The sequence below is a fragment of the Paenibacillus lycopersici genome, assembly GCF_010119935.1.
Taxonomy (GTDB): Bacteria; Bacillota; Bacilli; order Paenibacillales; family Paenibacillaceae; genus Paenibacillus_Z; species Paenibacillus_Z lycopersici.
Genome location: NZ_CP048209.1, coordinates 5,026,119 through 5,041,077, shown reverse-complemented (window position 1 = coordinate 5,041,077; position 14,959 = coordinate 5,026,119). Strand labels below are relative to the sequence as shown.

At 58.5% G+C, this 14,959-nt stretch carries 15 protein-coding genes; 10 read left to right on the top strand and 5 right to left on the bottom strand.

Annotation, left to right across the window (positions count from 1 at the left end):
* Window positions 1-181: 181 nt before the first annotated feature.
* From GXP70_RS22210 to GXP70_RS22200, 3 genes are all read left to right on the top strand, one after another.
* Window positions 182-1,108: a nucleotidyltransferase domain-containing protein gene (locus GXP70_RS22210; protein WP_162358856.1), complete on the top strand. Its 927-nt coding sequence runs from the start codon at window positions 182-184 to the stop codon at window positions 1,106-1,108.
* On the top strand, window positions 1,105-4,017 hold the full coding sequence (uvrA, locus tag GXP70_RS22205; protein WP_162358855.1) for an excinuclease ABC subunit UvrA: 2,913 nt from the start codon (window positions 1,105-1,107) through the stop codon (window positions 4,015-4,017). The genes GXP70_RS22210 and uvrA overlap by 4 nt, the downstream gene beginning before the upstream one ends.
* A gap of 106 nt (window positions 4,018-4,123) precedes the next feature.
* A complete protein-coding gene (locus tag GXP70_RS22200; protein ID WP_162358854.1) occupies window positions 4,124-4,744 on the top strand; it encodes a polysaccharide deacetylase family protein in 621 nt (206 codons plus the stop codon).
* 98 nt (window positions 4,745-4,842) lie between these two features.
* Here GXP70_RS22200 and trpB read toward each other — a convergent pair whose 3' ends face one another.
* Complete coding sequence (trpB, locus tag GXP70_RS22195; RefSeq protein ID WP_162358853.1) at window positions 4,843-6,006, bottom strand: tryptophan synthase subunit beta; 1,164 nt, start codon at window positions 6,004-6,006, stop codon at window positions 4,843-4,845.
* A 206-nt stretch (window positions 6,007-6,212) separates the two neighbouring features.
* Here trpB and GXP70_RS22190 point away from each other — a divergent pair, with 206 nt between their 5' ends.
* Window positions 6,213-6,776 (top strand): NAD(P)/FAD-dependent oxidoreductase, encoded by a 564-nt coding sequence (locus GXP70_RS22190; protein ID WP_162358852.1) that lies wholly within the window; start codon window positions 6,213-6,215, stop codon window positions 6,774-6,776.
* Window positions 6,777-7,015: 239 nt separating this feature from the next.
* Here GXP70_RS22190 and GXP70_RS22185 read toward each other — a convergent pair whose 3' ends face one another.
* Entirely contained in the window at window positions 7,016-7,246 is a 231-nt protein-coding gene (locus tag GXP70_RS22185; protein WP_162358851.1) for a hypothetical protein, read from the bottom strand.
* 229 nt (window positions 7,247-7,475) lie between these two features.
* Here GXP70_RS22185 and hisG point away from each other — a divergent pair, with 229 nt between their 5' ends.
* A complete protein-coding gene (gene hisG, locus GXP70_RS22180) occupies window positions 7,476-8,093 on the top strand; it encodes an ATP phosphoribosyltransferase (RefSeq protein ID WP_162358850.1) in 618 nt (205 codons plus the stop codon).
* 262 nt (window positions 8,094-8,355) lie between these two features.
* On the top strand, window positions 8,356-8,838 hold the full coding sequence (locus GXP70_RS22175) for a ParB N-terminal domain-containing protein (protein WP_162358849.1): 483 nt from the start codon (window positions 8,356-8,358) through the stop codon (window positions 8,836-8,838).
* Window positions 8,839-8,902: 64 nt separating this feature from the next.
* On the opposite strand, the gene GXP70_RS22170 is transcribed toward GXP70_RS22175, so the two are convergent.
* Window positions 8,903-9,385, bottom strand: a complete 483-nt coding sequence (locus tag GXP70_RS22170; protein ID WP_162358848.1) for a hypothetical protein — start codon at window positions 9,383-9,385, stop codon at window positions 8,903-8,905.
* 667 nt (window positions 9,386-10,052) lie between these two features.
* On the opposite strand from GXP70_RS22170, the gene GXP70_RS22165 reads away from it, so the two are divergent.
* Window positions 10,053-10,598, top strand: a complete 546-nt coding sequence (locus GXP70_RS22165) for an RNA polymerase sigma factor (protein WP_162358847.1) — start codon at window positions 10,053-10,055, stop codon at window positions 10,596-10,598.
* Complete coding sequence (locus GXP70_RS22160; protein WP_162358846.1) at window positions 10,585-11,232, top strand: hypothetical protein; 648 nt, start codon at window positions 10,585-10,587, stop codon at window positions 11,230-11,232. Before GXP70_RS22165 ends, GXP70_RS22160 begins: the two co-directional genes overlap by 14 nt.
* 99 nt (window positions 11,233-11,331) lie before the next feature.
* Here GXP70_RS22160 and GXP70_RS22155 read toward each other — a convergent pair whose 3' ends face one another.
* Window positions 11,332-11,967 carry a GntR family transcriptional regulator gene (locus GXP70_RS22155; RefSeq protein WP_162358845.1) on the bottom strand — a complete coding sequence of 212 codons (636 nt, stop codon included), beginning with the start codon at window positions 11,965-11,967 and terminating at the stop codon, window positions 11,332-11,334.
* Window positions 11,968-13,015: 1,048 nt separating this feature from the next.
* Between GXP70_RS22155 and GXP70_RS22150 the strand changes: the two genes are divergently transcribed.
* Window positions 13,016-13,309, top strand: a complete 294-nt coding sequence (locus GXP70_RS22150) for a hypothetical protein (protein WP_162358844.1) — start codon at window positions 13,016-13,018, stop codon at window positions 13,307-13,309.
* Window positions 13,310-13,314: 5 nt separating this feature from the next.
* Window positions 13,315-14,079 carry an SDR family NAD(P)-dependent oxidoreductase gene (locus tag GXP70_RS22145; protein ID WP_404822279.1) on the top strand — a complete coding sequence of 255 codons (765 nt, stop codon included), beginning with the start codon at window positions 13,315-13,317 and terminating at the stop codon, window positions 14,077-14,079.
* Between the two features lie 189 nt (window positions 14,080-14,268).
* On the opposite strand, the gene GXP70_RS22140 is transcribed toward GXP70_RS22145, so the two are convergent.
* Window positions 14,269-14,919 carry a phosphatase PAP2 family protein gene (locus GXP70_RS22140; protein WP_162358843.1) on the bottom strand — a complete coding sequence of 217 codons (651 nt, stop codon included), beginning with the start codon at window positions 14,917-14,919 and terminating at the stop codon, window positions 14,269-14,271.
* Between the last annotated feature and the right edge of the window lie 40 nt (window positions 14,920-14,959).

Below are 14,959 nucleotides of genomic sequence, written 5' to 3'. Positions count from 1 at the left end.
TCCAGCGGCCGCGCAGCGGTTTAAGACTATGAAAGCGCATAACAAATCTACTGTCCTATTCAGGCATCATCTGCTATAATCTTCTACACGCATAGATTTACCGCTGCCGTATACGCCTCTCACGCATCGCTGCGTTCCTCCGATTACCTTCCATCCCACGAACAAGGAGACTATTATAAGGATGAATGATGTACAACGGAAGTACCGCGCCGCGCTTGAATCGGTGACGGAGCAGCTGCAAAGGGACAGCCGCGTGCTGGCCGCTTTCGTTACTGGCAGCTTGTCTTATGATGTCGTCTGGGAGAAATCCGATATCGACATGCTGATCATTACCGACGACGAGAAACGGCCGAACGCGTCGTTCGCGCTCGTCGAGCAGGGCATTTGCATTTCCGCGGGACTCGTAAGCAGGCAGCAGTTCAAGTTGAACGTTGAACGGGCGCTGAACACGAGCTTTTTTCATTCCTACTTATCGAAAGGAACCTTGCTCTTCTGCAGCGATGCCTCCATTCGCGACGTCTACGAGCGCGTCCGCCATGTCGGCGAACGCGATTTGGACGTGCAGCTCCTGACCGTCGCCTCCGTCGTCGTCACGTTTCTGGAGAAGGCGGAGAAGTGGCTGGTCGTCAAGAAGGATCCGGCGTACAGCTTCCTGTGGCTGATGAAGACGGTCGAGGAGCTGGCGCGGCTGGAAGTGATGCTGAACCGCGACATTCCGACGCGCGAGGTCGTGCAGCAGGCGCTCGCCTACAATCCGGCGTTCTTCAAGCGCATGTACCACGAGCTGATCGAAGGGCCGAAGACGATCGAGGTCATGGACGAAGCGATCCGCGCGGCCGACCGTTACGTGGAAGAACGGCATGAGCGGTTGTTCAAGCTGGTTACCGACTACTTGTCGCAGCAGAACGATATCCGTCCGTTCTCGGAGCTGATGATGCATCTGAAGCAGCAATACCGGATGGAGGAAATGCTGATCGTTCACGGCTGCGAATGGCTGGCGCAGAAAGGCTTCATCGAACGCGCTTCTTACCCTGCCCGATTGACCGCGCGGAGCCGGGTCGAGATGGACGAGCTTGCTTATTTTGACGCGAGGGGGCTCATGCGATGAGACAAACGATATCGATCCGCGGCGCGCGCGAGAACAACCTGAAGAACGTGTCGCTCGACATTCCGCGGGAGAAGCTGACCGTCGTCACCGGCGTAAGCGGCTCCGGCAAGTCTTCGCTTGCGTTCGACGTCATTTACGGCGAAGGGCAGCGCCGCTTCATGGAATCGATCTCCTCTTCGTACGCGAAGCGGTATATCCCGCAGCTGAAGAAGCCGGATGTCGATTTCGTATACGGGCTGTCGCCGGTCGTCTCCATCGAGCAGAAGACGGGCACGCCGAATCCGCGTTCCACGGTCGGCACGATGTCCGACGTGTACGATTACGTGCGGCTGCTGTTCGCGACGCTCGGCACGCCGCATTGTCCGCGCTGCGCCGCGGCGCTGGAGGCGAGGACGCCCAATCAGATCGCGGAGCATATTCTGGCCCTGCCCGCAGGGTCGACGGTGGAGCTCTACGCGCCCGTCCAGCCGCTGTTCGGCGAGACGTACAGCGTGCTGTTCGACGAAATCCGGACGAAGGGCTACCGGATGTTCAAGATCGACGGCATCCTGCACGATACGAGCGACCGGATCGAGCTGGACGAGCATACGCCCCAAGAGATGGAAGTGCTGATCGACAAGTACGAGGTGAAGCGCGACATCTATAAGCAGCTGGTGATCTCCATCGAGCTCGGGATGAAGATCGGCGAAGGCTTCCTGCATATCGTGCCGAGCGGAAGCAAGCTGACGGAGCGGGATATCGAGCGGTTCCAGCGGCAGTTCGCATGCAAGGAGCATCATTTTGTCGCGGGAGAACTGTCTCCGGGCTACTTCACGTTCAACGATGCCGACAGCGCGTGCCGCACATGTCTCGGCATCGGGGCGTACAAGTACGCGCAGCCGGAGCTGATGATCGCGAACCGCGACCGCAGCCTTCGCAAAGGCGCGCTGAACGAGCGGCTCTATAATTTGAAGAACCCGCGCGCCTGGCGGAACATGGTCATCTACAGCCTATCGCGGCATTACGGCTTCAGCCTCGATACGCCGTTCAGGGAGCTTCCCCCGCACATCGTCGACATGCTGTTCTACGGCACGAAGGGAGAGCGCTACACGTTCCTCGGGTCGGAGGATAACCACCAAGGGCACTGGATCCAGGAGCATGTCGGCAAGAAGTGGACTTACGAGGGCATTGTCGGCGAGATCGACCGATGGTACCGGAATTCCCGCAAGAAGCAGGAGTTGAAGGGCTACGAGGAATCGATGTTCAATCTCGTCATGGTCGAGCAGGTCTGCCCGGAGTGCCATGGCATGCGGTTCAAGCCGGAACGGCTGCTCGTCACGATGGCGGACAAAACGATCCACGACATCGTGTCCATGCCGCTGGACGAGCTGAAGCGGTTCCTGCTGACGTTCGAGTTTCCGGAGCGGAAGCGGCAGGTCGGCACGCAAATCATGAACGAGCTGCTCGGGCGGATCGATCTGCTGCTCGATATCGGGCTCGGCTACCTGAACCTGGACCGCCGCTCGGACACGCTCTCCGGCGGCGAGGCGCAGCGCATCCGGCTGTCGACGCAGATCGGTTCCGGCCTGATGGGGATGCTCTACGTGCTGGACGAGCCGAGCATCGGGCTGCATCCGCGCGACAGCCAGAAGATGATCGACACGCTCAAGAAGCTGCGCGACTCGGGCAATACGGTCATCGTCGTGGAGCATGACGTCGAGACGATGATGGCCGCCGACCATGTCATCGAGATCGGTCCGGGACCGGGCCAGCACGGCGGCAACGTCGTGGCGGAAGGGACGATCTCGGAGGTCATCGCCAATCCCGAGTCGCTGACCGGGCAGTTTCTGAGCGGTACGCGGAGCATCGTCGCGCCCGCGGCGCGCAGGTCGATCGGCGGCAAGGCGCTGCGCATCGTCGGCGCGCGGGAGAACACGTTGAAGGATGTCACGGTGGACATCCCGCTCGGGGTCATGACCTGCGTGACGGGCGTGTCGGGCTCCGGCAAGAGCAGCTTGATCAACGACGTGTTGTACAAAGCACTGCATAAGCATTTCCAGGATGCGCGGATCATTCCGGGACTGCACGAGCGGATCGAAGGCCTCGAGCAGATCAACGGCGTCATCAACATCGACCAATCGCCGATCGGGCGGATGCCGACCTCAAGCCCCGCCACGTACGTCGGGCTGTTCGACCGCATCCGGAAGCTGTATGCATCGCTTGCGCTGTCCGTCGAGCGCGGCTATACGGAGACGCATTTCAGCTTCAACGCGAAGGGCGGGCGGTGCGAGGAATGCAAGGGGCACGGGACGATTACGTCGCAGCTGCTGTTCATGGCCGACGTGGAGTCGGTATGTCCGTCCTGCAAAGGCGCGCGGTTCACGAGCGAGCTCCTCGACGTTACGTATAACGGCAAGACGATCGCCGATGTGCTGGAGATGTCGATCGAGGACGCGGAGCAGTTCTTCCAAGCCGAGAAGTACGTCGCACACAAGCTGAAAGTGCTGAACGAGCTCGGCGTCGGCTACTTGAAGCTCGGCCACTCGGCGACGGTGCTGTCCGGCGGCGAGGCGCAGCGCATCAAGCTCGCGGCGGAGCTCGGCAAGATGAAGCGCGGCGCGCATTATCTGTATATTTTCGACGAGCCGACGACGGGGCTGCATCTGGCGGATATCCAGAAGCTGCTAGACTGCATGAACCGGCTGCTGGAAGCGGGGCATACGGTGCTCGTCATCGAGCATCACCTGGACGTCATCAAGACATCCGACCACGTGATCGACATGGGGCCGGAGGCCGGCCGGGGCGGCGGTTACGTCGTCGCCGCGGGCACGCCGGAAGAGATCGCGCAAGTCGAAGCGTCGCATACGGGCCGCTGCTTGCGGGAGTTCGAGGGGTTCGCTGCGGCGCGGAAGGCCGGAGCGCCCGCTTAGGCGTTACGGCGATGCGCTGTTACGGCGTTGAGGCGTCGAGTGTCCCCCTCAACGCCGGGCGAAGCAGCGCGAGTGCAAGAAAACATTCCTAGGAGGAGATAGCTGCATGTCCGAGACGATTCATTCCGTTCCAACTTCAAGCAAAGCCATTGCCATTACGTTCGACGATGGCCCGGACAAGACGTACACGCGACAGACGGCGGATATGTTCAACGCCGTATCCGGCAAAGCGACGTTCTTCATGATCGGCGAGAAGATCGAAGCCGAGCCGGACTTCGTGCGGGAGATCCATGGCGAGGGCCATGAAATCGGCAATCATTCGTATTCGCATCCGCACCTGACGCAGATCGCCGAGGCGGAAGCGTTCGCGGAGCTGGAGCGGACGGACAAGGCGATCGAGCGGACGATCGGCCGCCGTCCGGCCGTATTCCGCGCGCCGTACCTGGACTGCAACGAGGGCACGCTCGCGCTTGCCGGCCGGTTCGGCTACGGCACGATCGGCGCGCTTAACTTGAACACGCGCGATTGGGAGACGCCGGGCGTGGACTTCATCCTGGAGCATACGTGGGACCATATTCGCGACGGCGCGATCCTGCTGTTCCACGACGGCGCCGGCGGCGACCGGTCGCAGACGATGGAAGCGGTTCGCATCCTGCTGGACAAGCTGACTGCGGAAGGCTACGAGCTCGTAACGGTCAGCGAGCTGCTGCAACGGCAGGACCGATAGCAAGGAGACGCGTTAACAAGCGCTAACCCTGATACGAAGCAACAATGCCCCGGCTGCGACGAAGATCATCGCATCCCGGGGCATTGTTATAGGAATCGTTATTTGTTCAGCATGTGGAACACTTGCTCCACGTCTTTGTCGCCGCGTCCCGACAGGTTGATAATAATGATCTGGTCCTTGCTCATCGTCGGCGCGAGCTTCTTGGCGTAAGCGACCGCGTGCGCGCTTTCGAGCGCGGGGATGATGCCTTCCGTACGGGACAGCTCCTGGAACGCCGCCAGCACTTCCTCGTTCGTCACGGTTACGTACTCGGCGCGGCCCGTTACTTTGAGGTTGCTGTGCTCCGGTCCGATGCCCGGGTAATCCAGGCCTGCGGCGATGGAGTACGTTTTCTTCGGATTGCCCTCTTCGTCAAGCAGCACGAGGCATTTGAAGCCGTGGATGATGCTTGGCACGCCTTCGGTAAGCGTCGGCGCTTGATCCGGCTCGACGCCGATCAAGCGAACGGAAGGCTCGTCCAGGTAATGCGCGAACGCGCCGATCGCGTTGCTGCCGCCGCCTACGCAGGCAAGCACGGCATCCGGCAGACGGCCTTCTTTCGCCAGGATTTGACGTTTGGATTCCTCGCTGACGACGGATTGGAAATGCTTGACCATCGTCGGGAACGGGTGCGGGCCGACGGCGGAACCGAGCAGGTAGAACGTCGACTTGTAGTTCTCGACCAAGTCGTTCAGCGCTTCGTCGACGGCATCCTTCAGGCGGCCTTGTCCTTTGGACACCGGCACGACTTTGGCGCCGAGCAGCTCCATCCGGAATACGTTCAGCGCTTGGCGGCGCGTATCCTCGGCGCCCATGTAGATGATGCACTCCATGTCGAACATGGCGCAAGCCGTTGCCGTAGCGACGCCATGCTGGCCGGCGCCGGTTTCCGCGATGATCCGCTTCGCGCCCATCCGCTTGGCAAGCAGGATTTGGCCGATGACGTTGTTGATTTTGTGCGCGCCGGTATGGTTCAAGTCCTCTCGCTTCAAGTAGATTTTGGCGCCGCCCCACGATTCGGTCAATTGCTTGGCGAAGGTCAGCGGATTCTCGCGGCCTACGTATTCGCGCAGGTAATAATGGAATTCTTCGTTGAATTCCGGGTCGTCCTTGTATGTAAGAAACTGATCGCTTAAGTAATTGAGCACTTCCTGCAATTCCGGTGGAACGAAGCTGCCGCCGAATTCACCGAAATAGCCGGCGGTCGATTGATTTTGATCCATGTGCAAGCGCCTCCATAATAGATTGTCAGTAATATCTATCCTATCGTACCACAATATTCGCGATCGGTCTTGGGCGGAAACTATGAAAAGTTGAATATCGGATTTTCAAACGCTATGATAGAAATGGCAGGGCATGTCAATGGTTGGCAGCGACGGTCATGCGGCATGTTCGGCATTTGGGAATTCCATATTCGGGAGGGAACATCATGTCAGAAATTGCGATTATCGGAGCTGGCCCCGCCGGCGGAAGCGCGGCACTGTTCGCGGCGAAAGCCGGCAAGCAAACGCTGCTGATCGACAGCGATCAGAGCATGACGAAGAAAGCTTGGCTCGAGAATCATTACGGCGTGCCTGAAATTACGGGCCCGAATCTCGTCGAGACCGGCATACAGCAAGCCAAGAAGTTCGGCGCCGAGTATGTGCAGGCGAAGGTGACCGACATCGTCAAGTCGGAAGACGGCTTCACGATCGCAACGGAAGCAGGCGCTTCGTACCAAGCCAAGCATGTTATCATCGCATCCGGCGTATTCCTCGATTTCGCGGAGAAATCCGGCCTGCAGACGAAGCCGGGCACGGAGCCGCGGATCAAATCGATTCTGGACGTCGACGCGCAGGGCCGCACGAACGTCGAAGGCATCTGGGCCGCCGGCACGTGCGCGGGCGTGAGCGTGCATACGATCATTACGGCTGGCGACGGCGCGAAAGTCGCCATCAACGTGATCAGCGAGCTGAACGGCGCGCGTTACGTCGATCACGATCTGTTGAAATAATCCGATTGTCGTTCCCCTTCCCGATGAAGCCGCAGCGCACGCTGCCGCCGCTGTCGAGAGGGGGATTTTGTTATGCGCGGAAGAGAGCAGGCATGACAGGACCGCTCGCGATCCTTTGCCGACCTGTGTCTGCTCGAGCCTCCAGCTTTCCTCATGCTTCAATCCGCAATCTTTTATCCTCAATCCTCAATTCTCAATCCTCAATAATACTGAATCCTCAATCCAAGACCGCAATCCTCTCATCGCTTCTTCCCGCCGTCTCTCCGCTTGCGCTTCGCTCTCTGCCGTGCGGATGCGGTGTCCGCGGCGCCTTCGGCGGCGGCTCCGCCTTCGGACGTATTGGTTTGTTGGTTGGATTCTACCTCGTCCGTCGTATTATCCGTTCCGACGACGGGGAGAATGTCGGCGTTCCCGAACAGAATCGTCCCGTTGTTGGTGACGATGATCGCGGTTCTAATCCAGCAGGCCATCTTCCATCAGCATCCTCGTTCTCAATTGCGTTCCATTGCTTGTATAGGATATGACCGCGGTATGAAGCCCGAGATGGCACCTGTCCTGCAAGGCGGCTATAAGCCGCATAAATCGGAAAAATCTTTTGCGATTCGTCCCAAGAGGTGGTATCATGCATCTAAATACTTTAGTACGTTACCATACTAATTGGATAAAATAAAAGCGGATTTTAAGGAAGGAGAGAGCTGGATGAAGGAGGATGCGATCACGATCGCTTTTCCGAAAGGGGAGCCTGCGGCGGCGGCGTTGTTCCGCAAGGCCGGATACTCGCTGCCGGGAGACTTCGACGACACGCGGAACTATATCATTCGCGTAGAGGGAGCCGACGTCAGGTTTATCCTCGCCAAGCCAATCGATATTCCGACTTATGTGGAGTACGGCGCGGCCGACATCGGCATTGCCGGCAAGGACGCGCTGCTGGAGTCCGGCCGGAACGTGTGCGAGCTGCTGGATTTGAATATCGGCGAGGCTTGCATGACGATGATCATGAAGCGCCGGCAGACAGCGGATCGTCCCAAAGTGGCTACCCGATATCCGAAGACGGCTTCGGCTTATTGCCGCGGCGTGGGGCAGCAGGCAGAAATCATGAAATGGCAGGGCGGCATCGAGCTGGCGCTGCATACCGGCGCGGCGGACGGCATCTTCGTAGCCGTCGATGCGGGATGGTCATGCGATTCGTTCGCAGTCAAGCGGGTTTGCCGCGTCTCCAGCCGCTTGATCGCCAACAGGGCCAGCTATCAATTGAACTACGAGCGCATCGAACGGATTCGCGAGGAGCTGCGTTCTGGCATGATGCGCGAATCATGATCGCATGGGTGGTCATTTCGGCGGACGGCTTCGGCCAGTACCAGCAGAGGATAAGCCTTGCAAAATGAACGCTGCAGGGAAGGGAATGACAGGACGCATCCCGAACACCTATACGGATGGCGCCTTCGTCGAGCGCGGCAGGGCTTGAAGCTGCCGGCAGGCGCCGAAATATGTAGGCCGGATATGCAAGGCCTATTGCTCCTGACCGTCAACCGGGAAGGACGCGAGGTTCGCTATCTTGCGCTGTTGGAGGGATGAAGCTATGACGCTGCCGCTTACGTTTACGGTCGAGGAAGCGAAGGCTTTTGCCAAGGAAGGCGTATTGGAAGAATGGGTGCATCTATTCTTGATGACGGCCGGGAACAACATCCCCTTCTCGGAGGGGCTGAAGCGAGAGAGACGGAATTGGGCCGGCCCGGTGCTGGTGCCGCTGCAGGAGCTGGAGCGCTGCTGCGGACCGGAGCCGGAGATGGAGTACCGCGTGCCGGAGGACAGCTGGGATGTCCATATCGGCGAGCTGATGGCACTGCTTCGGGAAGGGTGGCGCTATCCGCCGCTCATCGTGCAGGCCGCGGAAGGCCGGCTGTCGATTCGGGACGGCAACCACCGGCATGAAGCGCTGCGCCGGCTCGGCGAGCCGGCCGCTTGGGCGATTCTATGGAACACCGCGGGCGAACCGGATTTGTCGGCATGGACGGGCAATGGCGCAGTATCGGATACGGATTCGAAGGCAGCGGAGACATAAGAAGTCAGATAAGGAGGGAGATAAGAAGACAGCCAAGCAGGCAGAATAAAAAGTCGGAAGCGCATTAATCCGCCAGGAGAATCGCGATCAGCTTCGCGCTGTCCGCTGCGGACAGGCGGCCGTAGCGTCCCTGCGAGCCCTGCACGAATTCCAGCTGATCCCGCTGCGGCGAGATCCACGTTTCGTAGAGCTGCGGCTCGAAGGAAGCGAGCGGGTCGGTATTGCGCGTCGATAGCTTGAAATCGGGCGGGCGGGACATCGATACCTTGGCGTTCTCCCAGTCGATCTTCGAGAGCGCGTTCATCAAGGCGGCGACCGTATCGGCGTCTTCGATCGTTCGCGAACTGGCTGCGGCCGCATTGTCCGTCGCGTCGATTTGAACCAGGACGTGGTCGTAGGCCGAGGAATTCGGCGGCTCATTATAACTGACGGCCTCAGGGTGGAGATTGCCTTGCGCCGGCAGCGTCTTCGACGCTTCGTCGCTGCAAGCGGTTCCAAACGTTAAGGCGGCCAGCAAAAATGTCCCGAACAGGGCGGTGTATCGCATGTAGCACTCCTCCTTGGCAGCATGGTCGAAGCGGCTGCTTCACCGGCTCTTCTCGTTTACACAAACGCTGCCCGGCCGGAAAAGGTTGCATCCGTCATGGGAGTCACGGAAGAGGCCGCAATGAAGCGGTCTCTTCTCTGGCTGTCGTGAACTTTACTCGGATCTTCGACATTGCCCGTGCCGGCTAGATCATCTACATGGGCGACGGACACAGAATCCGTTATTGGGTTGCAATCGGTAGGTTTGGGTTGGCGAACGGACACAGGATTCGTTATTGCCTCTAGAGAGCATCGAAAGTCTGCCTTTTTGACGAAATAAAATTCCTCTGTCCGCGAGCCTTTCAAAAGCCATGAAAACAGGCGAATAGCGGATCTCCTGTCCGGATGCAATGCTTGTCGCATACCGTGCTGCTGCCTATCTCTCCTGAAGCGATGTGAGCCGGACAGCTAGAGCTGTCTATGCCGGGGAACGGGGATGCGGCCGCCAGAACTGCCAGACGTCAGCCGTTCAGGTTTTACGAGCCATACCGTGTCATCAAACATGGGTTTCTCTACATGCTGGGAAGAGGCCGCAATGAAGCGGCCTCTTCCGCTTAGCGGAACCTATTTTTCAATCAAAATGGAACTTTCCGGGCGGTTCGTTGTCTGTTTAGGTGGAGGTGGATCGGTTGGAGGAAGAGTATCTGAAGCATCTTGCCCAAGTCGGGGCCGAGGATATCGAACAGCTTGTTCGCCGCTATTGGAAGGATGTGTGGCATTTCGCCTATGTCATGACGAAGCAGCGCGATATGGCCGATGACATCGCGCAGGAGACGTTCATTCGCGCGTTCCGCTCGCTTCATGCTTTCCGGGGGGAGAGCACGGTGAAGACATGGCTGCTGCGAATCGCGAAGCATCTCTCGATCAATCACAGACGTTCGGCGTTCTTCCGCCATATCGTCCTGCTGGATCAGGTACGTCATCGCCGTTCGTCGCCTTCTGCGGAAGCGGACTATTTCGAAGGCGAATTCGCCGACCGGATCTGGACGCTTGTCCTTCGCCTGCCCGCGAAGCAGCGCGAAGTTCTCCTGCTGCACGCCCATTACCAATTGAAGCCGGAAGAGACGGCGAACGTGCTCGGGCTGCCGCAAGGAACGGTCAAGTCCAGGCTGCACCGCGCCAGAACGCAAATCGACAAGTGGCTGAAGGAGGCGGATGCGATTGATTCCGAATGAACCGCAATGGTACGGACGGTTGGGGGAGGAGCCTTACAGGAAGGATCCGAGGCCTTCGGAGGGGCAAGTGCAGGCGATCATCGCGGCGGCGAAGCCGGGGAAGGAACGTCGATGGGCGAAGTGGCCGGCGGCAGTCCTATTTGCCGCGGCTTGCTTGGCAATGACCGCATGGCTGCTGTCGTCGGCGGATCGGGCGGATCGGGTCTCCACCTCGGCCCCGAGCGGCCCGTACGCCGGCATCTCGAGAACGGATTTTCTCGCTACGGCCGGGGATCGGAAGATCAATATCGTCGAGGAGTTCAAGGGGCGCAACGAGCATTGGGCGGCCGAATATTACGTGTACACCTTGTCCGGCGATAGTCTGCGGCTAGTGTTGTGCTTGACGAAGTACATCGGCGATGGACCCAGTCCGAGGGGGGAAATGTCGTTCACGCTGATGTCGGGGGACACCGTCTTCGGCAGCGTAGGCGTCACCTACGTCACCGCGCCCGAACAAAATATTTATAGTCCCGCTCTCACGATGCCTAAGGGGGCTATCTCCGACCCCGCATCGCTGAAATCGCTGAAAATGCTGATCAAGTCGAGCGGCGACGAGCAATTCGAGTGGGTGACGCTGTATCCGTCGGAGGGATGAGCCGCCCGCAGGGAGACGGAGCAGTCCGGGCACGCCGGATATAAACGGCAGTCGACGTCATTCCGACGTTCCGCGGCTGCCGCTTGCTTGTGCCCGCAATTACAGCACCAGGATCCGCGCCCCATACTCCAAATGCTCCACCATGCGCCGCTTGGCTTCCTCGCCGTCGCCGGCAAGAATCAGCTCGAAGATGTCGAGATGATCCCGGTACGACTGCTGAATGCGGCCGTTATCCTTGCGAAGCACCTTGAGCGCCAATTGAAACAGGCGATCCTGCAGGTTCTCCATCATTTGCGCGATTTCGGCATTGTCGTACGCGAGCGCGAGCCGCCGGTGAAAGTCCGAATCGGCATGCGTGAACGCCAAGTAATCATGCCGCTCGGCGGTCTGGCGCTGCAGCTCCAGATTACCGCGGAACCAGGCGATCTCGTCCGGTAACAGCTTGCGGGCCGCGAGCTTGAACACGATATGGCTTTCCATCGCGATGCGGAAATCGAAGAAATCGCCCACGCGCCGCAGCGACAGCTCGGGCAGGCTCAGCCCTTTGTTCGGCGCCAGGTTGAGCATCCCCTCGGCGGCCAGCTTCTCGAGCGCCGCCCGGATCGGCGTCCGGCTCATCTGCAGCAGGTCGACCAAATATTTCTCCGTCAGCTGCTCGTTGCTGTTGATCGTGCCTTCCAGCAGATAGGCGCGCAGCTGTTCATAGGCTTTCTCTTTCAATGTGACCGGTGGCATAGTTCAAATCCTCTTCTATAAAATGAACGGAACGTAAATCGCGAGCAATCGCGAGGCGCCGCTCTAACCAAGCGCGTTCGTTCCTATGGTCGATACGCAAAATGTCGAATCTGCGATGTGCAGGCTGACGAGCTGCGGCGGCAAGGCTTGGATGACCTGCTCGGACGCGTCCAGCATGCCGAACGAATTGACGGCGTGCCGGCAGCAGCCGGCATGGCCGTGCCGAAGGCTCTTAAACAATTGTACCAGCTGTCCGTTCGTATGCAAGCCATGAATTTCGATGACGAGCTTGACGAGCGGTTGCTTATACTTAGCTGGATATGCGAAGAGGAACAATTGTGTATATGTAATGTATACAATATATTGAAGCTGAGCTGAGGATATGAAGCTCATACCGTATGATGGTTTCAGAGTGTATGTCGTCCAATGGGGAGTCGAGCGGCTGACCGGCGCACGGCGAAGTCAACCCCTTCACGCTGCATATAGATCTTGCTTAACGACAGCATGGCCGAGCATCATACAATTCTATTAGCTTAAAGTTATTTGGGGGTCCGGAGACGCACGCCGCAAGGAGATTATTTCCGGGGAAATGAGCGGTTAGTCTTATACGGCAGCAGTAACAGCAGCAGCATATTCAAGGCAAACCAGATTGGATTTTATCTGGTTCTAGTAAAATCCGTACGGTAGCCGATTGCATAACCGCTTAATTGCTGTCAGTTTGATGCTATATTGCCGTTATCTCTATTTCGAAATCATACACAATATGTATACAATCAATTGGTAGGGATTAAGAGCATGCCGACGCTGCAGTGTCGTATTCGGGAAGCTGTCCAACAAGCAGCACGGCATCGCCGCATGCAGGAGCGGCGAATCGACTAACTGGCGCTGCGGAGACGCCGTGGGATATGGCGGCCGAGCTGTTCGAGCCGTCCGGTTCCGCCAGGGAGGCCCGGCCGTTTGATACGGTAACCCGCGCGCACTTGGCTCGGCCCGATTGTATGGTATAATTGCCCTATTGCCAGCTTGCATTCAGTGGAGGGTTTGAACGATGAACATAACGATTATTCATGCGCATATGACGCATGACAAGGAGAACGGTTACCGGGGCGCGGTGCAGTTTGAAGCCGAGGGTCACAAGCACCCGTACGAAATCACGCTGCAGCTGAACAGCCTGCGCGGCACGACGTGGGATTACAGCCTGCGTTTCGCGAAGGAGCCCGGTTCCGAGGAGCAGATCAACGAAGTCGAGGCCGCGATCGAGACGGACGACGATCTGTTCGATCGTTTGATCGACGCCGCGGCGGACACGCTGCCGGACAACGAGGAAGACGAGGAGGCGTAAACAGCATGATCGGATTGAATCTGCAAGGCAGAACGGCGCTCGTAACCGGAGCGACGGGAGAACTGGGACGCGTCATGGCACGAACGCTGGCCGCTTGCGGTGCGGACGTGGCCGTGCACTATAATACGAACCAAGCGAAGGCGGAGGAGCTGGCGGCGGAGATCGCAGCCGGAGGCCGTCGCGCCATCGCCGTGCAAGCCGATATTACGAAGCTCGATTCCATCATGGCGATGCGCGATCAAATCGCGGCCAAGCTCGGCCATGTCCATATCGTCGTCGCCAACGCCGTCATTCAGTACCAATGGACGTCCGTCCTGGAGCAGCCCGAAGAGGATTACCGCAGCCAGTTCGAATCCTGCGTGCTGCAAAGCGTCCATCTGGCCAAAGCCTTCGTGCCCGCAATGATCGAACAGGGCGCGGGCCGGATGATCGGCATCAATACGGAATGCTCGATGCAGCATTTCGAATCCCAGTCCGCGTACGTGGCGGGCAAACGCGGCATGGACGGCGTGTACCGCGTCTTGGCGAAGGAAGTCGGTCCGCACCAGATCACGGTGAACCAGGTGGCGCCGGGATGGACGATTTCCGACCGCGACCGCGCGAACGGCACGGAGAAGAGCGAAGGCTACGACAGCCGCGTGCCGCTGAAGCGCCGCGGAACGGACCAGGACATTGCCAATACCGTCGCGTTCCTGGCGTCGGACTTGGCCGGATTCATAACGGGCGCCTACATTCCGGTATGCGGCGGCAACGTCATGCCGGCGATTTAATCATTCGTCATGCCGGTTGCCGGAAGCTGCAAGGCATAATCGCATGCTCGCATGCCAGGATGGACGATTCGTATGCGTCCGATAGATGGCGCGAAACGGCAAAAACCGTTATTCCCATGGATGGCTTCATCGGGGAATAACGGTTTTTGCATGTGCGCGGATGATCGATGAAGCTGCCGGCGGGAACAACTACATGTTGGCTTGCCGCATGACAGGCTTCGTCTTGCGATGCGAGAACGAGCGATCGATGCGCAGCAGCGCGCGGTAGACGATGTCCGCGAGCAGGATGCCGCAGACGGCGTCCATAATCGCATGTTGTTTAACAAAGAACGTCGAGAAGATAATAATCGTGGACATGCCGTAAATGAGCGTTTGATTCAACCGGTTGCGGAATTTGCTCGTGTACAGAGCCTTCATCACCATGAAGCTGCTGAAGCAATGGATGCTCGGGAAACAGTTGAACGGCTGGTCGCGGTGATAGACGAACATGAGCAAGTGCGTGATAGGATCGTCTCCCGTCAATTCCGGGCGCGGAACCGTCGTCTGGAAGACCAGGTAGATGCCGTAGCAGACAAGCGCGCAGACGACGTACGTGATGAGCGTTCTGCGGTAGACCGCCGGGTCCTTCAGGAAGAAATAGATCAGGCATGCGTAAATGTAGAAAATCCAGATCGAATAAGGCAGCACGAATAGTTTAACGAGCGGAATCGCCCGGTCGATGTCGGTCATCAAGCTGTAAATCCGCCGGTTCGAATGATGGTCCGGGTTGTTGGTGAACGCATAGAGCCAGCCCATGACCGGAAAAATCAGCATGCCTAGCAAAGGAATAAATCGTTTCAAGACAGCCTTCCCCCTTTCCTAACGAATCTCTAAGACTAGT